The sequence below is a fragment of the Rhodobacter sp. JA431 genome (genome assembly GCF_900217725.1).
GTDB lineage: Bacteria > Pseudomonadota > Alphaproteobacteria > Rhodobacterales > Rhodobacteraceae > Rhodobacter > Rhodobacter aestuarii.
The window spans coordinates 22687-41340 of record NZ_OBMP01000013.1; the positions used below are offsets into that span (position 1 = coordinate 22687).

Below are 18654 nucleotides of genomic sequence, written 5' to 3' on the forward strand. Positions count from 1 at the left end.
TCGAGGTTGTGCTGCAGCAGTCAAGGTCGGCCCAGAGCTGCCCTCTATGCTGATCGCGCTGGATTACTGCAATCCAACTAAAGCCGACATGATCCCTACCGCCACTCACGCCGGAATGCCCCGCAAGAAGGGCAGGAATTGGACCTTTGATGCGGCTGCTAAGCCCGAGGGCGTAAGGACATTGGGTTTCCTCCTAATTATCGGAAAGCAGCAGTACACACGGGTCACCTTTTGGTGTCAAAATCGTTGTACGCTTTCGCCCTCTGGTGACGCTTACCCTGAAATTCTGGCGTGATCCGTCATTGATTTCGTCACGGTCATTGTTGCGTACAATACGGTCAGGATTTGCGACGATCTTTCCCTCATTCCTGCGCGGCCAGCCCTCGAAGATGACTACTTCGTCGAATTGCTTTCCCTTTGCCTTGTGCATGTTCATCACAATCACACCAGTCTCAGGCTTACTTCCCGTGGCGAAATGCTCCTGGACAAAGGCCTGCTGCACGATTGCGTGCGCGTTTGCATAGGAACCGTTATCCCGCCAGTCCTGTGTGAGGTCCTGACGTAATTGGCCACCACGCTCTAAGAGACGAATATTGCGAACCTCCAAGCCAATTTCCTTCAGCCGGGAACACTCCCCTGCTTCCAACGTGGCTCTTACGGCTCGCCAGTCCTTATCAGGGTTTCCCGTCAACGCGATTGAGCGCGCCTGCTCGTAGACCGAAGCAAGAGCATGTATCATGCTGTTCGCATGCGGTTTCTTCCCAGCGGCAAGTGCCGCAAGCCACTTTTCGTAAGCACTGCGGACGGCCGCCGCCTCTTTGAGAGCGCCGGTTGTCGGCCGATCACCGCCTTTCCCCTGAAAGAAGTTGCAGACCAGATCAATGAATTCGGAAAAATGAGCGTCGCGCAAGTCAGGCTGTATCAAATGCGCAATAATCTCTGATCCGAGAATAGCCGCTTCGAGTTCAACGACAGCGGTATGGGCAATGGGCTGCATTCCGGCTGGTGGTTCCCGAAAACTGTCAGACACGAGACGGGTCATTTTCTTCGTCGGCACCAGTACAGCCAAGGACCAATCAGATTTACCGGACGCTACAAGTCGTCCTCGTGCAGCATAAATGGTCGTAACCAGCTTGGTCATGGCCGGGTCCGGGAACGGGTCGAAAAGCTCAAAATCGATACCGGTGTAGGAGCTCTGGCTAAAGGTGCCCTTCAGAATGTCGTTCGCGAATGTGGCGATGTCCGTACCGCTACTTCGATAGTTGTCGGTACCGAAGTCGATCTCCGTTGGAGCAAAGGTGCACCGGAAATGATTCAGTCGTTCCGGATCGGCCCCGATGAAATCGAAAATGCGTTGCTCCGGGTCGGCAAGTGCAATGAGGCGACAGAAGGCTCCGAGCGCCTGAACCACACGCCATTGCTCTGGGTTCGTATCTTGAAATTCATCAAGAATGATAACGGGATACATGGTGGAGATAAGCCGCCTCAGTTTCTGGCTTCCATGCAGCAGATCGCCGACATACGGCGCGAAGAGGTCGAAGCAAACGCGGCCCTTGTCAGTGGCCAGACGGTATTTTTTAGCCGTCTCCGCCGCACGCTTTGCCTGCTTCTGAGGGTCGCTCAGTTTGTTGTCGGCTCCGTGGCTGTTACGAATGTCGGAAAGGGCAATCGCTTCGGCGGAAGGCGTAAGAATCGTGAGGTCCCTCGGAAGACCTGCCAGGTAACCGTGCGCCTTGAGGATGCGCCAAAAGAAGGAATGGTAGGTCTCAACGTCTATCCGGAGTTTGATTTCCTTGGGGATTTTTTGCTCAAATTCGATAGCTTCCACGACACGAGATACTGTCGCTCTGGCAAAGCTCAGAAACAGCACCTTTTGCCCCGGCCGGAGGATAGCCTCGGCAACCTGAGCGGCCTTGAATATGGAAATGGTTGTTTTGCCGGACCCCGGCCCTCCGGTAACAAGGAGGTGGCCGTCAGCATCCAAGACCTGGATTTGCTTCTCAGTCAGCTCCATCCGAAGACGCCCCCGGATCAGCATCGCTCTCGCCGACGGGTTCAGCCGCATCATCCAAAGGCGGGGCTGGGTCGCAGGCCGTTTTCAGTTGAGAACAGGCACTTCGTACCCATTCCGGGATTTCATCCTCTGCGCATTGGGCGAAGAAGTCGGCGATGCCCCAATTCCCCTTCGACCATGAGAAATAATCGGCAAGTGCATTGAAAACGTCGGCAGATGGGTCGGGATACTTGCTGGCAAGGTGACCGGGCCAATCGAGAAGAGCGGCGAAGCGCTTGAGCGCATCTTCATTTGTGCCTCTCAGCACAAGATCCTCGAAGCCCTTTTCGGCATGCATGAGCAGGATATCAACTTCCGCCTCGATCAGGCTCTTGTTCGTGGGGTCTTGTTGGTCGCATAGAGCAAAAGTACGTTTTCCGAGTTCCCGATACAACTTGGCCATGCCCGGGATGTTTTTCTCTCCATCGGCATCGACGACGCAAATGCCCAAGGCTTCGAGGGAGCTGTATGTGCCAGGATTGATCTCTGCGAGCCTCCGGCACGCCACTGGAAAGGCGGACGCTTCTGTCGGACCTTCGGCGATCAGAACCCGGCGTGCCAGCAACCCTTCGCAAAAGCGGGTGCGGAATTCCTGCCGGTAACGCTTCAGTTTGACATTATCTGGCAGCACAATCGGCTTTCGAGAGAGAGCCCCATCCGTGTCACGACCGAGAACTACAGTTTCCTCCGTCGCAAATTCCTCAAGCACGTAGGGCGAATGAGAAGTGAAGATGGCTTGTGAGGCCAGTTTGCGGATTTCGTGCACAATCCTTTTCTGCGCATAGGGCGGTATGGCGGTTTCCGGTTCCTCCATCGCAAAGATGACGTTCTGCTTGTCGGCTGCGATCTGGGACAGCATGGCCAGAACGAGCATGTTGATGGTGCCGGTTCCCTGTCTGAAATAAGGCGCAGCATGTTTGCCTTCACCGGTGGCAATAAACGCCGTGATCACCTTTCGGAGGTGGTCACGGGTCAGATTGGATACCTTCAGATGTGGTTCGACGCCCCATTCCTTGGGGACGTATTTCTTCAGGGCTTTGTTGATGCTCTCAAGAACACCTGAAATGCCGAGAGCCGGGTCGGCGGCAACGGAATACTCAGCGAGTGTTCCCAAGGTATCTTCCCACATCTGCGGGCGCACTTCCTTGAGCCGAAGAATGATATCGAGAAGGCTTCCCCGCTCCAGGCTCAATGCCCGTGAACCCGTTCTAAGCGAGCGCAGATACAAGAAGCCGCATATCTGCTTGTCTTTTTTGCTGAACGGGACGGGAGAACTGCTTTCGGAAAGGCTTCGGGAAAAGTATGTTCGCCCCTCAAAGTCATCCTCTTCGGGGTCGTACCAACCATGGAAAGTGACACGAAGCGCCTCCGCGACATGGGCTGGGTCCACGCCAGCTGGGTCGGGCTGGTCGTAGAAGGCATCGGTGGTCGAGTCCCAGAATTCGAGAAAGTCGCCGAAGCGAGCCTTCTGCTCTTCCGAGAGGTCGGTCACCGTCACTTCGATCTCAATGCGCGGTGCTGCATCGTCCGCCACATTCCCGGGCTCACCTTCAACCGTCTCAGCGTCACCCCCCTCAGGTGAGACGTCCTCACCCTCGGTCGATGTGTCAGGAGTTGCCTTGGCGAGGTATCGACCCTCATAAAAGTCATGTTCATCAATTGGCGGTGTACGGTTCAGTCTGTCTGGACCCAGCACCAGGTCGAGCGACTCGAGTAGTGTAGTCTTGCCAGTATTATTATCGCCAATAAGAACAGCGTGGTGGGGAAGCATAATCGTCGCGTCCTTGACGCCTCGAAAATCGCTGACTTTGACACGACATGCTCTCAATACATCACTCCTTCTGTGATTCAGGCTTTCAACCTACGAGCGTATCCGGATTGCATAGAACTGTCAGTAGGGGAGGAGCCAAAGCGGTGGCCGGGTTGACATTTGCAGCTCGTGGAGGGTGTCGGCTTTCTGCGCATCGCTGACCTTGGGGGGGCGCGCAGCGAAGGTCTGGTTTCCGCCCGTTACGCGGGCGCACCCAGACCAGTGCCCGGGAACAACCCGGGCTCATCGGGATGGCATCGCCGATCACGCGGTCGGCGATAGGCGCGGCGGCGTACCGGCACCGCGCCCGGGCCATCAAGAGGTGAGGCCGAAGCCTCACCCGAAGGGATCATACTCCGAGACGATCAGCACCTCGTCGCCGTCGATTTCATCGGCGGGGACGGCGCCAAAGGTTCCATCCCCTGCCTGAAAGACGACGATCGAGACCATGAGCGTGGCGGCGAGGGAGGCGGCGAAGGCGTGGGCATCTTTTCGGGACATCTGTTTGGCTCCTGTCTGGGAGGCGGGGGACCGTCCCCCGCGCGACAAGACCCCGCAGGCCCGAAGACTGGCTGACATCACCGGGTGCGTTCGGCCCCTCTTGTGAAACAGGGCCGAATCCGCCCGGCGGCACGGGCTTGCCCGTAGTCCGACCCCTTGCGGGTTGATCGCAAAGACGAGGTTCGGGGCAAGGAAGGGAATGGCGAGCGGGGGATGGTCCCCCAACGGCAGGAGCCGCTTGTCCCGCTAACGCTTGATACGCCGACAGCCTCCCGGCCAGGCTCTTGGTTGAAGACCTCCGTTTTGGGGGATGGACAATTGGCGCCCGCGACATCGCGGCACGAGGTTACGGTCGGTGAGGTGAGAGGCCCGCCGATTGGCGAGCCCCTCACGCCTTGTCAGGGCTCAGGCGGCCAGGTCCGCGCCCCCTGCCCTATCGCTGTCCGCAGTGCCGACGATTTCGATCCGAGCGTTGCGATAGCCCTCGCGCGCAATCCAGAGCTCGGCCGCGGTGATCGACTCCGCCAGATGCAAAAGTTCGGTGTTGCCGCCGAAATCCAGCAACACGCGCACCTGCCCGGGCGTCGGTTCCTCCGCCACTTCGAACACGAGCGGGCTATCCGCCGAATGGCTGCGCATGATGGTGACGAGGATGACCCCATCGGACGAGAAATTCCCCTCATGCAGCGTGAAGGAGGCAGGCGCGGTCCAGGTCTGATAGGCGCGGGGCGGTTCTTTCTTCACGAGACGGCCAACGCCGTTCGATCGCTCCCAGGCGGCAAGCTTCTTGGTGAAGCGCGCAGGCGGTTTGGGACTGCCGTCGGTGTAGCGGATCAATGCCCCGAGCGGGGCGCTGTCGATGATGGTGGTTGCAGACATGGTTCCTCATCCCGAATGCGAAGACTTGCATTCATCACATTGATATTAAATGATTTTAATGAAAGAGGGCGGATTTCCCCGCCCTCGAATGGGCTCGATCACTCCGCAGCGATCAAAGGCGCGGCGCTGTCGGGCAGATCGGCGCTCAGGAAGGCCGGAAGATCGACCTCCGCAGAACCATCCGTGTCATCCCCCTGCCCTTCCGCGATCACGTCATCGTCCAGAGCGATCAGATCGGCGCGGCGCAAGACCTCGGGCAGCCAGCCGCTCCCCTTGAGCAACCGCTCGGCCTCGGCAGCCATTTCACCCTTCTTCAGATGGTCGAGAAGCTGAGCGGCCCCCTCCCCCTTCGCCTCGCGCACCGCCTCGAGGATGCGGGCCTTGGGCACGCGGCCCAGATAGCCATCGACCGTGGGCTCCCAACCCGCCTCGACCATGTCGAGCCCCGTCGCGCGCGCCACAAGATCGGCATGCGCCATACGCCGCGTCAGGCCACTAGCGGAAATGCCAGCGCCATAGGGGTTCACCTTCTCGTGGAGCGCATTGATCCCGAAGCTGAGGCAATGCGCGAGGAGCGCCAGACGGCTGCCCTGGTCGAGCACCGTCAGGTACTCCCAGAGCGCTGCATCATCGCCGAGGGGCAGATCAGCCTCCCACGCGGCGTGACGCTCATGGACCAGCTGGGCCACCACGCTGTCTTTCAGATCGGGGGCCTGCGCCGACATGAACACATGGCGCACGGAAGCGTCGAGACAGCTGCCCGAGGCATTGGAGGTGCGGAACGTATCCGTCACGAGCTTCAGGAGTAGGAGGGTCAGCGCAACGTCGGGCGACCGTCCGATGGCCTCGCGCAGGGCGAGCGTCCGGTGGGCGGTCAGTTCCATCACCAACCGCTCGGGCAGGGGCTTCAGCGCACCGTCCTCCTCGTCGTCGGGAAGCTCCGCTCCAAGGGGCTGACCGTCAGAGGTGATAACGGTTGCGCCGGGCTGCCAGCCCGCGCCATCCGCATCGCCCCCCTGCCCCATCGCCTCGGCATCTTCAGCACCATCGGTCGGAAGTTCCTCGCTGGGTTCGTCCTCGGGCCGGACATAGCCGCGATAGACCGCAAGACGGCCATCCCGATCCACGGTCACAAAGGCCCCGGCGCGGACGACCTCGGCCGGGTCGAAGATCAGCGGCCGCTGCTCGAGGGTCTCCATCGCCAGCTCAAGCGCCCCGAGCCGAGCGTCGATCTCCTCGGGGTATTCGTCCTGCCCGGAATATTCGTCCTCGAGCGCACGGTACTCGGAGAGCAGCGCGGCATGCGAGGCACTTTCCGCGTCGCTCATCGGCGCCGGATCGCCCGCCAGACGCCGCAGCCCGTGGCTGTAGCCATAGGGCAGGTCGGTCGCCACCTCGATCCACTTCCAGCCCTCAGCGGAAAGCGCTTCGGCCTCGGCCTGAAGTTTCTCGGCGACCAGCCGGTCGAGCAGGGCAGGGGCCTCGAACCAGCCGCCATCATCGCCCTGGAACAGATCGCGCATCACGACACCGCCAGCGGCTTCATAGGCCTCGATGCCGACGAAGATCGCGCGACGATCCGAGGCGCGCACCGAGGTTTCGGTCAGCATGCGTCGGATAGTGTAGGGCTCCTTGTTCCAGGTGTTCTTCACCGCATCCCAGACCTGGACCTGACGCGCATGATCCGGATTCACCGTGAAGGCCATCAGCTGTTCGAGCGTCATGCCATCATCGGCATAGACTTCGAGCAGGGCAGGGGCCACGGAGGCGAGTTTCAGGCGCTGCTTCACGATCTGCGGCGTGACGAAGAAGGCCGCCGCGATCGCCTCCTCCCCCTGACCTTTCTCACGCAGAGCCTGAAAAGCGCGGAATTGGTCGAGCGGGTGCAGCGCCACGCGCTGCATGTTCTCGGCAAGCGAGTCGTCCTCGGCAAGGATGTCGGAGGCGGCGTCGCGCAGGATGCAGGGGATCGGCGCGGTCTTCGCCAGCCGCTTTTGCTTGACCAGCAGCGACAGCGCCTGGAACCGGCGACCCCCGGCCGGGATTTCGAACATGCCGGTTTCGACACCTTCTGCATTGAGCACGGGGCGGACGCTCAGGCCCTGCAGAAGCCCGCGGCGCGCGATATCTTCCGCCAGTTCCTCGACCGAAACGCCCGCCTTGATGCGCCGGACATTGGACTGGCTCAACACGAGCTTGTCGAAGGGGATATCCCGCGAGGGGGACAGGGTGATTTTCTGGGCAGCTTTCGCCATCAGATCTTCTCCGCGACGGGCGCCGGAAGCCTCTCTCCCGATCTCACTTCCCGTCACCCCTCAAACAGCCCCTCTCTCACTTTCAACCCCGTTTGGGGCGGCTCACAAAACGAAATCGCCCGCGCGAATGCCAAGGAGATAGGCATCCGCGCGGGCGAAAAAAGTTGAGATCTTCCCCGCGGGGAAGATCAGACGATGTCTCCAAGAAGACGGATCAACGCCGCTTCCAACTTGCGTCGGTCTAGGGCAGAGAAATCGCGGTCAAGCTTGATTTCGAGACGCCCGTTCGCGGCGGTACATTTGGCGGCCCCAAGCGGCGAGGCCACCTGAAACGTGGTTTTGGCGCGCGCCGGGGGCCGGGCCTTGGCAACACCCGCACCGAGCGGCGGAGCGCCCTGCCCTTCCGCTTCGACCTCGCCCCCCGCAGCTTTACGCAAAACCTCCAATTCGTCGGCCACCGAACGGTTCTCCCAATCGCGCAATACTGCGCTGATCTGCGCGACCAGTTCGGGCCGTTCTTCGATCGCCGCCGCGAGCTTAAGCCCGAGTGCGCGCGGAATATGGGGCGCGAAACGCAAATCGTCGCCCAGCCGATCCATCACTCGGATGAACTGCCGGATATAGCTGCGCTTCTGATAGCCGGCCGATTTGAACAACTCGGCCACGGCGCGATCTGCATCGCTCTCGGCCGTCTGCGGATCCCGCGCATAGTTCAGTGCCAGCATCGCCATTTCAGCGAATGAAATGTCCTTGCGCACGAGGTTCTCGTCGACCATGCGCCGATAAAGCCCCTCCAGATCTTCCCCGCGGGGAAGAATGCCAGCGGGAATTCTACCCCACCGCTCTGCGTCGCCGGTCTCGGCGAGAAGCGCCCTGTAGGCGGCCAAACGACGGAAGCCCTGCACCAGTTCGAACCTGCCATCCTCGCGCGCTTCGACGCGGATCGGGTTCGACAGGCCGATGTCGCGGATCGAAGCCACCAACTCGGCCAGTTCGAGATCATCGCCCTTGGCCCGGTCGCGCACCAGCTTCCAGCTGTCGATCGCCTCGAGCGCCACCATGTCGACAATCAGGCCGAGCCGTTTCATCCGCACATGCTCGGCGGCCAGGGCATCGTTCTCGGCGCGGATCCGGTCTTCGAGCGCGCGCCGGTCGCGCAGCGCCTCGGCATTTTCGGAAATGGCAGCGGCCATGGGCGAGCGGCGCGGGGCAGGGGAGGGGGGCTGATCCTTCCCCGCGGGGAAGGTCTGCTCCTCCTCGGGCAGATCGATGTCGAATGTGCGGCGCTTCTTCATTGCTCATCCTCCATCTTGTCCCAGGCCGCCAGCATGCAGGCTTTGAATTCCTCGTAAGCGCGATCGAAGGAGGCGCGTGCCCGGCGCCAAGTCTCGCGGGTCATGGTGCGATAGTCGATCTCGTAGACCGACGAGAGGAACCGGCCCGATTGCTCGACTGCCCGCGTCATCTCGATCGGCTCCTTGCAGACGGTGTCGCCGAAAACCTTGCAGAAAGCCTCATACATCGCGCGGTGCAATTCGTTGCCCGGCTCATAGCGCGTCATCAGGAAGCGCATGTCGATGAACGCCTTCGGCAGGCGCATCTTCCCCGCGGGGAAGGTGCCGTCGAACCCATGCGAAAGATCCTCGAGCGCCTCGGCCAACTGTCCGATGAACGAGGTGGTGCTGTCATATTCCCAATAGCCGGGGCCCGAAGGGATATAGAGCACATCGGCCGCAAAGACCGCGTTCATCGACTGATAGCCGATGGCGGGAGGGCAATCGAACAGGATGATGTCATAAGCATCGTTCGACAGCGCATCGAGGTAGCGCGACACGGCCGCGAAAAAGGACCAGTCCGGGTTCAGATGTCGATACTGGGCGCTGGCGAATTCGACGAAGGCGGCGTTGGCGCAGCTGGGAACGATATCGATGGTTGGCCAGGCGGTGGGCCTGATGAAGTCGGTCACGCGCAGATCGCCCAGACCCAGATCGCGCACGGAAGCCGGCAGTCGGCGCTGGGGCAGGGCGGTGCCGCTCTCGGCGGCGCGGGGCGCGGCGTTCATCCGGTCGGTCTCATGCACGAGATCGCGCGCGATGATCCCCCAGACGGTCAGCTCTTCGCTGACATCGTGCAGCCCCATCGAATGGGTCAACGTGGCTTGCGGGTCGAAATCGACGACCAGCACGCGATAGCCGTCGAGCGCCGCCGCATGCGCCATGTGCAGCGCCACGGTCGATTTGCCCGCGCCGCCCTTGAAGTTGGATATCGCCGCACGGATCGCGCGCTTGCCGGCGGGACGTTTGGGCATGAGCGAGCTGCGGTTGATTTTCATCTTGCGCCGCAGCTCGTTGATCTCGGTCAGCGAGAACCAGCGCTGGCGCCCATCCTCCTCGACTTCCCCGCCGGGAAGGTCGGGGTCGGCGGCGAAGCGCCCGCGAAAGGTCGACTGGTTGATCTTGAAGATCAGCTCCGACACCTCCCAGGATGAGAAGCGGCGCAGGGTCTTTTCATGCTCGGGCGAGAAGGTCTGGCGTCGGATAAAGCCCTGCATCTTCAGGGACTGCGCCTGAAGAGCGGCGAGATCTTCATGGGTATACATGCTCGGTTCCATTGTCTGGACGTAGATTGTTTGTGCTTTCTGAAATACGATGGATTTGCCAAAACATCAAAACCTAAGTTATGCTCGGATCACGTTTTGCCTCAACGCTGAAATCTCCTTGCTTTTCGAGCCCTGAGCGATTCGGCACCGGTGCCCGAAGCCCCCGGGCAGGTTGGGTCAGGACCGGAGCGCAGGAGTAAATATTGGGGGGACATTCGGCGCCCTCCCCCAAAGATTGAGGGGACATCAAGGCCCCAATTGGGGGACATTCTGGGTGTCCCCCAATACCATTAAGAACCTTTTCTTTTTGATTTTGATCGCGGGTTCGAAGCATCCAGGCAGCGGAATGGCGGCACCCCTCTTGACAGAATCGCCCAGCAGGACGCTAATGCCGACAACGAAATGAAAAACGCTTGGCAGTGGCGTGGAGAGTCGAGAAGCAACGTTCTTCCGAGATCTCTGCAGGATAACAACGTGACTGCCAGTTCATGAGCGATGGGGCATCGTCTCCGAGGGCAGGACATGTTGATAAAGAAGGCCGTCGGTCGTGGCGGGGCTACGCGCAAATACGATCTACTGACGATCCTTGGTGTGCATGCGCTCTCTCAAGGGAAGACCTTGCAGAGGCAAACCCTCCGACTCATCTGTCTGATAACTGCCCGCTACAATTGGCAAAACGATCATCTCTCTGTAGGTCAGAACGAAATCGCGCGGCTTTGGTCGGTTGATACCCGAACAGTTAAGCGCGAGATGGCTGCCTTTCGCGAGCGCGGCTGGTTGATCGAGAAGCGACCGGCCGCGCGGGGACGAGTGACCGTATACGGTCTCGGAATTTTGCGAATTCTGGAAGACACGCGCGCGAGTTGGGAAATGGTCGGGCCCGATCTAGTTGCTCGGCTTGATAGCCCCGCACCTGAGGTTGAGGATCGCAACGTGATACCCTTTCCGCAAGTCGCTTTGCCAGCAGGGGAGGGGGTCTGGCCTCGGATCGCGCGTCGCTTGCAAGAAGAGGATGCGAGCATCTATCGCGCGTGGTTTGCGGCATTCCAAGTGGAGGAGATGGCGGAGGAGCTGTGGCTCCGCGCGCCGTCGGCGTTTCATGCCGCATATGTGCGCACACATCACATGTCCCGGCTCGAGGCTGCTCTAGCTTTGGAAGCGCCGGGATTTGGGTTACGTCTCACCTGAGACTCGCGCGAACATTCCTCACCCTTCATCGCTCGATCTCTCCGGTTAACACAGCCTGCCCGTGCACTGCGAGGCTGGCCGAGAACCTCGGGCAGCCGAAGTCTCGAATGACCTCGAGGATACGGGCCTCATAGGCGGCTTCGCCGATGAGGCGGCATAGATCTGACGCGTGAAACTCGCGGTTCGAAGTTGGAGCTGCCTTGATCCGATCGAGCAACTCCTGCTCCTTCGGTTCCAATACCCGCGGTGGCTGCGATTGCGCTTCGGGCAGAGGGGCCGGGCCTAGCGAGGTGCGCCATCGCCGCATGAAGCCCAGCAAGAAACCGGCCGGTACCTTGTCATTGCCGCGCGCCCTGTTGAAGGCGATGAAACGGTCCCAAATCAGCTGCGTATCGACGTTCCAGCAGGGCAGAGCCCCTTTTGCAGAGTTGATCGCGTCCGCCCAGACAGTTTGGAAAACGTTCGAGTCTGCGCCAATAGTGATTTGTCCGAAGAATATTGTTTTGTTATTTTTCTCTATAGATAGTGATCTGTCGCCTGTCGCTGACTCAACATCCCGAGATGCAGCCTCGCTTTCAAAAGCGGCGAAGCGAAAGAGCCAAGGTGCGAATTTCCCGTTGGGCTTTTCGCGCCGCAGTTTCAGGCCTGATGCCGCGAGCTCACTCAGCAATTCGGTGAGGTACTGGCGCGAGATTCCCATTTTTGCTGCGAGATCGGTGAGGGTAAAAGCCGCCGTCCCGCGCGGCAGGCCGTTGAAACCATCCTTCCATGCAATGGCATCTAGGATGACAGTTGCCAGCTTGTGGGCGGAAACGGATAATTCGGTCTGGGTGATCCTCCGCAGGATCAGGCCGGTTGTGGGTTCCATGGTCGGTGTCTCCTTAAAGAGACGAGGCCAAGCTGCGAGCAAAAAACATTATTGCCAGCAAAACAACTTTGCTGGTTGCAGAAGTTTTGACAGTGCGCTAGAAGACCCTTGTTCACGGGGCCTATCTAACGCGGCGTCAGGCTTCACGGCTTGGCGTCGTTTCCCTTTTGGGTGCGGTGCACGGTGAAAGGTGTAAATTCATCGAGTGCGAGCCAAAATTCTGTAGGCAATCGCAGGTTCAGTAGCGGACTTCCTCGAAGCCGTAGTTTCCCTCGTGATCGCGCCAATCGACGAAGACCGAGCGGTAATTGATCCGATTGCAATAGTCGATATTAGGCAACTCGGATGCGGGAGGCACCTGGGCCGCGCTGGATCGCGTCCAATGATAGTCACCTTGGATGCCATAGGACCCGAGGCGTGTCGCGTCCGAGGTGATGCAGTCGCCGTCATGGTTCTGATGCTGGCTGAACTGTACATGAAAAACGCGAATGCTTCGGACGAAGTCAAAGGCCTGCCCCGAAATGTCGATGTCTGCTTTTTCGTCAGCTCGCACCTGAACCAGAGGCAAAGCTGGCTCTGGCACAGAGAGGTGAGGCCCTTTGCGGAACGAAGCATTACGCAGTTGGTCCTGCGGTGAGAGAAGGGCAGGGGCGTTGAACGAGGCCCCCATCGGACAGCGCCAGATTTGGAGGGGGGGCTCGATCGGCCAGGGGGTGATCCTCTGAATGAAAACTGACCGTGCATGTGCACAGGGCGCCGAAGCTGGCCAACCGCCTGCAAGGCACAGCAAGATTGCGCAGTCGACCTGATATGCCTGCGCCGGAGTGATCGAACCCACGAGGCTCGATACGCTGATGGCTGCGGCAGCGGCCGCAGTTCGGACCCTGTGTTTCATATCGTCGAATCCCTCCATAATGGTTCTGCGATACAAAACAACACTAATGAGAGCAAGAAGATTTCAGCGCGGAGGCTGATTGCCGCTTCATCGAACACGCCAAACGGCAACACGTGCTGGAAGTGGTATGTCGGCGGTGTCCTGTCTTCATTCTCATCTTCCCCCGTGTCATAGTTCGGCATTGGCGGAAGAGGTGATAAATGGCACGCAAGCCGAGCCATGTATGGTCGTTCAGGCCCGGCATGCGTGCGGGCGTTCTTGGCTGGCGCGGTTCGGCTAAGGCGGCAGAACGACTGAAATCGGCAGGCGCCGAGATCATCGCTTTGCGCCGGACCGATCCAGTGACAGCGGCTGAAGGCGTGGTCGTGTTGGCCGAGCGGATCTGGCCCGCCTTCGAACACATCGATACATCCTCCGGCGCTCTTGGCTCGGCGGTGCGGCTAACCCTAGACAAACTCCTGCCGATCCTGATCGATGCCCCCGCCGACGAGAAAACCCGCGCCAAATGGCTCGATCGGCTGCGCACGGCGATCCTCGAGGACGGCGTGGACTAACTCGCGCCGATTTCGGATAGGTTCGGCGAGATCGCCGTTTTCCCCGGGTTAAAGAATGCGCATGCGGACCTCGATCTCGATCTGATCCATCGTGCGTGGTCGGATCACGAGCATTATTCCCATGTCCCCACGGCCACCCTTACGCTCTCTTGCTTGCTGGAGGCCGGTCGTTTCGACGATTTGCTTGCCCTGCTCGCCGTGAAGAAGACTCGGCTTTGGTTCGACGAGAAATTCGCGGCAGAGGCCATGCTGCGTCAGGGGCGAGAGGATGACGCACTTGCCCGAGCCGAGGCCCTTCTTGAGGGCAATCAGCGACCTTGGGACTACGGCGATATCGCACGTTTTTGCGAGAGCATCCTAGAGAAGCACGGCAGGGCGGAAGAGGCGTATTGCCGTTTCGGCCTGCCCTCGGCTGCGGGCAATACCTGGCTCGCAATGTGGCGCGATCTGGTAAGGCGCTATCCTGATCGCGATCCTCGAGAGGTGCTTCTGGATCTGATCGCGCGGTACGGGCGAAGGGGTAAATGGTTCGCGGCCGCCAAGACGGCCGGTTATCTGGATATCGCACTCGACTGCGCCGCGGATAGCGAGGCCGCCCCCGCGACGCTCATCCGCGCAGCGCGGGATTTCAGCGCGAAGGATTCCGCTTTTGCCGCGCGTGTGGCACTGTATGCCATCGAGCACCTGCTCGCCGGTGGTGGGTACGAGCCAAGCCCGCTTGATATCGACGAGGCGGTGTCGCAGCTAATGGCGGCCAGCAGCCGGGTTGGTCAGGGGCAACGGGCCATCGAAGAGATGCGCCGAATGTCGGAAGGGCAGGCGAGTGAAGATCTCATGGTCCGCCGCCTGCGGGGCAAACTGGCGGCATATGAGGAAGAGGCCTCTCGCGCATGCGGCTGAGGTAATTCGGACGTCTACTGTGTTTCGTGGTTGATCTGCAAAGCCGCTACTCAAGCGCGTCGGAGCTCTTTGCCGTCGAGCGCGTACACCAACTCATCGCGGTCGCGGAGGGTGGAGAGCCAACTGTGAGATCGCCGCATCACATCTGCAGAAACCGGCGATAACCGCCGTTCACAGGATTCATCGGGCGCAACGTGACGCGCAGACAGCGGACATTGCGCGCGGGAAAGTACCTGTCGTAGCCCCGGGCGGCCGCGTCACGATCGGCATGTCGCAGTATCTTGAGAGACTATCTAGCTCGTGCCGCTGGAGGCGGGGGCGCAGGCCCGCGTCTGCCGACCGAAGGCCCGGATGCGCGAGCGCGCGATTTTGCCGCGCCAGTGCGACGATTTGTCATACGATGTGTATCGTATCTTCCGGTTTTTCGGGTCGTAGCCCGGGCCATGGCCTGATATTCCGAAAATTGAATATCAAAGGGAGATCACATTCATGTCCGACATGCAGGACTTCCGCCCCTCGCGGCGGGGTTTTCTGGGCCTTGCCGGGGGAGCGGCGATGCTCGGGCTTGCGGCGCCCGCACCGGCCAAGGCGCAAACCGTTGCCACCAAAGCGAAAATCGTCATTCTGGGGGCGGGCGCAGGCGGCACTGGCATGGCCAATCGTCTGGCCGAGCGGCTCGAGGGTGCCGAGATCACCATCGTCGATGCGCGCAAGCAGCACTGGTATCAGCCGGGCTTCACGCTGATCGCCTCGGGGCTCAAACCCGCCGGTTACTCGGTTTCGGGCACCGGCGACTGGCTGCCCGAGGGCGTGAAATGGATCGCCGATCATGCCGCGGGCATCGACCCCGAGGCGCAGGTCATCACCACCGCGGGCGGCGAGAAACTACCCTATGATTATCTGGTCGTCGCCACCGGCCTGACGCTTGACTGGGATGCGATCGAGGGGTTCTCGCTCGATCAGGTCGGGCAGAACGGCATCGGCGCGGTCTATGCCGGCCCCGAGCATGCCGAGGCGACCTGGCGCGCGATGGATGCCTTTACCGCCAAGGGCGGCGTCGGGCTGTTTGGGCGCCCCGCGACCGAGATGAAATGCGCCGGCGCGCCGCTGAAATATACCTTCATCACCGATGACTACCTGCGCCGCAAGGGCACCCGGGCGGCCTCGCAGATCATCTATGCGGCCAATAACGAGGCTCTGTTCTCGGTGCCGGTGGTGAACGAGAAGGTGAAACTGCTATTCTCCGACCGCGGCTTCGACACCCGCTGGAACCACATCCTGACCGGCATCGACGCGGCCAGCAAGACCGCCTATTTCAAGGTGCCCGAGAAGCGCAGCCTTGCCGCCGATGGCACAGTGGAGGTGACGCCCGAGCGGACCGAGGCGATCGGCTTTGACTTCACCAATGTGATCCCGCCGCAACGCGCGCCGAAAGTGGTGCGCGAATCTGGGCTGAGCTGGGCCGACAAATGGGTCGATCAGGGCTGGATCGAGGTCGATCAGGGCACATTGCGGCATCTGCGCTATCCCAATGTCTTCGGCGTGGGCGACATCAACGGCGTGCCCAAGGGCAAGACCGCCGCCAGCGTGAAATGGCAGATCACCGTGGTCGAGGATCATCTGGTGGCCGATATCGCCGGGCGGCAGGGCACCGAGGTCTACAACGGCTACACCTCCTGCCCGATGATCACCAAGATCGGCCGCGCGATGCTGGTCGAATTCGACTACAAGAACAACCTCACCCCCTCCTTCCCCGGGGTGATCGCGCCGCTCGAGGAGCTGTGGATTTCCTGGCTGATGAAGGAAATCGCGCTCAAACCCACCTATAACGCGATGCTGCGCGGCAAGGCCTGAGGAGAGGACGATGAAGGAACTGACGCTGCAAACCCTGCTGGCGGTTTTCGAGGAAATCTTCGGTCGGGGCCTGTTTTGGAGCATGGTCGCGGTCGCGGTGGCGATCACGCTGGCCTATCTTTTCGTGTTGATCCGCGACCGCCACATGTCGGCGCGCAAATTCCTGACCGCGCAGCTGTTCATGCCGGCGGGCGCGGTTGCCGCCGTGGTGTTCGTGCAATGGGTGACCCATTCGGGCCTTGGCGATATCGGCGGGCCGATCGACTGGATCGTGCTGCTCGGGGTCGCCATGCTGGGCGCGGGCGGCACCGCGATCCTTGTCTACACGATCGAGGCGCTGATTGCCGGGAAAAGCCCCAAGACCAACGGCTGACCCGCGCGGCCCCGGCCTTGTGACGCAATCGGAAGGCGGCCTTCGGGCCGCCTTTTTCGTGCAGGCGCTCACAAGACCGTGCGCGGGAGGGGGGGTGTGAACAAGTCACATCCTCGCGCGCGCGCCTCCGCTAGGGGTGGTCCGATCGTGACCACAATCTCAGGGAGGACCCGATGATCAACACCCTCAAGGCCGCCGCCACCGCCGGCACCCTCGCGCTTGCTCTGGCCACCGCCGCCCCTGCGCCGGTGCTGGCGCAAGACGTCAAGACCCTTGCCACCGTCGTCACCAGCGACAACCCGCAGACCCAGCTCATGAGCATGATCCTGACGCTGCAAGCAGTCGAGCGCGGGGTGACGACGCAGATCCTGCTCTGCGGTCCGGCGGGCGATATTGCGCTGAAACAGGCGCCCGAAACCGCCACCACCGGGCAGCCGCCGAAGAATATGAGCCCGCAGGGGCTGCTGAAGGCGGCGCTCGCGAAAGGCGCCAAGGCCGAGGTCTGCGCGGTCTATCTGCCGGGCAAGGGGGTGAGCCCCGAGGCGCTTATCGACGGTGTCGGCGTGGCCGCGCCCAATGATATGGCGCGGGCGCTGCTGGCCCGCGATACCCGCGTCTGGTCGTTCTAAGGCGCGCCACCCCGTCGTACCAAGGGCGGCACCGCGCGTGTCGCCCTTGGGTGCCGTGGGCTGGTGCCTAAAGGTCTTGCGCCGCGCCCCCTGTCCGGGCCATCGCCCCGCGCGCCGCGATCAGTTCTGCGCCGATGCGGCGGTAAAGCGGCGCTTTGGCCGAGGTCTTGCGCCAGCCCAGCACCACCCGGCGCGGGCAGGCCTCGGGCAGCGGCGCGGTGTCGATCTCGGCCCCCGTCGCAACCCCTGCCGCGATCGCAAGATCGGGCAGAAGCGTGATCCCGAGCCCCTCGCCGACCATCGCGATCAGGGTCGGCAGCGAGGTCGCCGCGAAGCTGTCGTCTTGCGCGATGTCGCGGTCGGGAAAGGCCGAAAGCGCATGGCGTTGCAGGCAGTGGCCGCGCTCGAGCAGCATCAGCCGCGCCCCCTCCAGCGCCTCGGCCCGCACCGCGCCCGCGCCCAAAGTGCCGGGCGGCGCGGCAAGGTGATAGCCGTCGTCGAACAGGTCCATCACCTCGATCCCCTCGGCCTCGAAGGGCAGCGCGAACAAGATCAGATCGAGTCGCCCCGCCGTCAGCCCGGCAATCAGGCTTTCGGTCATTTCCTCGCGCAGGAACAGCCGCAGATCGGGAAAGCGCGCGCGCAGGCCGGGCAGCGCGCGCGGGATCAGATAGGGGCCGATGGTGGGAATGGCGCCAAACCGCAGATCGCCGCCCTCGGGCGCGGCCTGCGCGCGGGCAAGGTCTTCGATCTCCTGCGCCGCCAGCAACAGACCTCGCGCCCGCGCCGCGATCTCGTTGCCCAGCGGGGTCAGGATCACGCTGCGCCGGGGGCGCTCGGCTAGGGCCATGCCAAGCCGCGTCTCAAGCTCTGCCAAAGCGGTCGAAAGCGTCGGCTGCGTCACCGCGCAAATCTCGGCGGCGCGCGAGAAACTGAGCGTGTCGGCCAGCGCGACCAGAAAGCGCAACTGGCGCAGGGTGAGATGCGGCATATACATTGGTTTTGTCTATCACAGATCGCCGCACAATCAATTTCAACTATGATGTGCCCAAGGCTAGATCTTCCGCAACGCAACCAAGGAGGATCTCCGATGACGACCGACACCCCCACCGCCCTGCCGATGCCGCAACTCAACGCCCCGGCGCCCGCCTTTGACGCGCCCACCACGCATGGCCAGCGCAAACTTTCCGATTACGCGGGAAAATGGCTGATCCTGTTCTCGCATCCGGCCGATTTCACCCCGGTCTGCACCACCGAATTCATCGCTTTCGCGAAGCTTCAGCCCGAATTCGAGGC

The 18654-nt window shown here is 61.4% G+C and carries 17 protein-coding genes; 7 read left to right on the forward strand and 10 right to left on the reverse strand.

Annotated elements, in window-relative coordinates; genetic code table 11:
• Positions 1-193 precede the first annotated feature (193 nt).
• The 7 genes from CRO18_RS17775 to CRO18_RS17800 form a co-directional block, all read right to left on the reverse strand.
• On the reverse strand, positions 194-2014 hold the full coding sequence (locus CRO18_RS17775; RefSeq protein WP_097083130.1) for a UvrD-helicase domain-containing protein: 1821 nt from the start codon (positions 2012-2014) through the stop codon (positions 194-196).
• Positions 2001-3881, reverse strand: coding sequence for an ATP-dependent endonuclease (locus tag CRO18_RS17780; protein WP_097083118.1), 1881 nt, complete (start codon positions 3879-3881; stop codon positions 2001-2003). The genes CRO18_RS17775 and CRO18_RS17780 overlap by 14 nt, the downstream gene beginning before the upstream one ends.
• 318 nt (positions 3882-4199) lie before the next feature.
• Entirely contained in the window at positions 4200-4364 is a 165-nt protein-coding gene (locus CRO18_RS18935) for a hypothetical protein (RefSeq protein WP_170952728.1), read from the reverse strand.
• A 405-nt stretch (positions 4365-4769) separates the two neighbouring features.
• On the reverse strand, positions 4770-5243 hold the full coding sequence (locus CRO18_RS17785; RefSeq protein ID WP_097083119.1) for a hypothetical protein: 474 nt from the start codon (positions 5241-5243) through the stop codon (positions 4770-4772).
• Between the two features lie 98 nt (positions 5244-5341).
• Complete coding sequence (locus tag CRO18_RS17790; protein WP_097083120.1) at positions 5342-7498, reverse strand: ParB/RepB/Spo0J family partition protein; 2157 nt, start codon at positions 7496-7498, stop codon at positions 5342-5344.
• A 188-nt stretch (positions 7499-7686) separates the two neighbouring features.
• On the reverse strand, positions 7687-8793 hold the full coding sequence (locus CRO18_RS17795) for a ParB N-terminal domain-containing protein (protein WP_097083121.1): 1107 nt from the start codon (positions 8791-8793) through the stop codon (positions 7687-7689).
• Complete coding sequence (locus tag CRO18_RS17800) at positions 8790-10097, reverse strand: AAA family ATPase (RefSeq protein ID WP_097083122.1); 1308 nt, start codon at positions 10095-10097, stop codon at positions 8790-8792. The genes CRO18_RS17795 and CRO18_RS17800 overlap by 4 nt, the downstream gene beginning before the upstream one ends.
• 522 nt (positions 10098-10619) lie before the next feature.
• On the opposite strand from CRO18_RS17800, the gene CRO18_RS17805 reads away from it, so the two are divergent.
• On the forward strand, positions 10620-11285 hold the full coding sequence (locus CRO18_RS17805) for a DnaA N-terminal domain-containing protein (protein WP_097083131.1): 666 nt from the start codon (positions 10620-10622) through the stop codon (positions 11283-11285).
• A gap of 25 nt (positions 11286-11310) precedes the next feature.
• On the opposite strand, the gene CRO18_RS17810 is transcribed toward CRO18_RS17805, so the two are convergent.
• Entirely contained in the window at positions 11311-12153 is an 843-nt protein-coding gene (locus CRO18_RS17810) for a hypothetical protein (protein ID WP_097083123.1), read from the reverse strand.
• A gap of 238 nt (positions 12154-12391) precedes the next feature.
• On the reverse strand, positions 12392-13066 hold the full coding sequence (locus tag CRO18_RS17815; RefSeq protein ID WP_349290227.1) for a hypothetical protein: 675 nt from the start codon (positions 13064-13066) through the stop codon (positions 12392-12394).
• Positions 13067-13248: 182 nt separating this feature from the next.
• Between CRO18_RS17815 and CRO18_RS19130 the strand changes: the two genes are divergently transcribed.
• From CRO18_RS19130 to CRO18_RS17835, 5 genes are all read left to right on the forward strand, one after another.
• Positions 13249-13602: a hypothetical protein gene (locus CRO18_RS19130; RefSeq protein ID WP_249276108.1), complete on the forward strand. Its 354-nt coding sequence runs from the start codon at positions 13249-13251 to the stop codon at positions 13600-13602.
• A 153-nt stretch (positions 13603-13755) separates the two neighbouring features.
• Positions 13756-14502, forward strand: a complete 747-nt coding sequence (locus CRO18_RS19135) for a hypothetical protein (protein WP_249276109.1) — start codon at positions 13756-13758, stop codon at positions 14500-14502.
• A 489-nt stretch (positions 14503-14991) separates the two neighbouring features.
• Positions 14992-16356 (forward strand): FAD/NAD(P)-binding oxidoreductase, encoded by a 1365-nt coding sequence (locus tag CRO18_RS17825; protein WP_097083124.1) that lies wholly within the window; start codon positions 14992-14994, stop codon positions 16354-16356.
• A 10-nt stretch (positions 16357-16366) separates the two neighbouring features.
• Positions 16367-16729 carry a DUF5368 domain-containing protein gene (locus tag CRO18_RS17830; protein ID WP_097083125.1) on the forward strand — a complete coding sequence of 121 codons (363 nt, stop codon included), beginning with the start codon at positions 16367-16369 and terminating at the stop codon, positions 16727-16729.
• Between the two features lie 173 nt (positions 16730-16902).
• Positions 16903-17358: a hypothetical protein gene (locus tag CRO18_RS17835; RefSeq protein WP_097083126.1), complete on the forward strand. Its 456-nt coding sequence runs from the start codon at positions 16903-16905 to the stop codon at positions 17356-17358.
• A 67-nt stretch (positions 17359-17425) separates the two neighbouring features.
• Here CRO18_RS17835 and CRO18_RS17840 read toward each other — a convergent pair whose 3' ends face one another.
• On the reverse strand, positions 17426-18349 hold the full coding sequence (locus tag CRO18_RS17840) for a hydrogen peroxide-inducible genes activator (RefSeq protein WP_170952729.1): 924 nt from the start codon (positions 18347-18349) through the stop codon (positions 17426-17428).
• A gap of 99 nt (positions 18350-18448) precedes the next feature.
• Here CRO18_RS17840 and CRO18_RS17845 point away from each other — a divergent pair.
• Positions 18449-18654: redoxin domain-containing protein (locus CRO18_RS17845; RefSeq protein WP_143128680.1), on the forward strand; the 206-nt coding region annotated here is incomplete at its 3' end.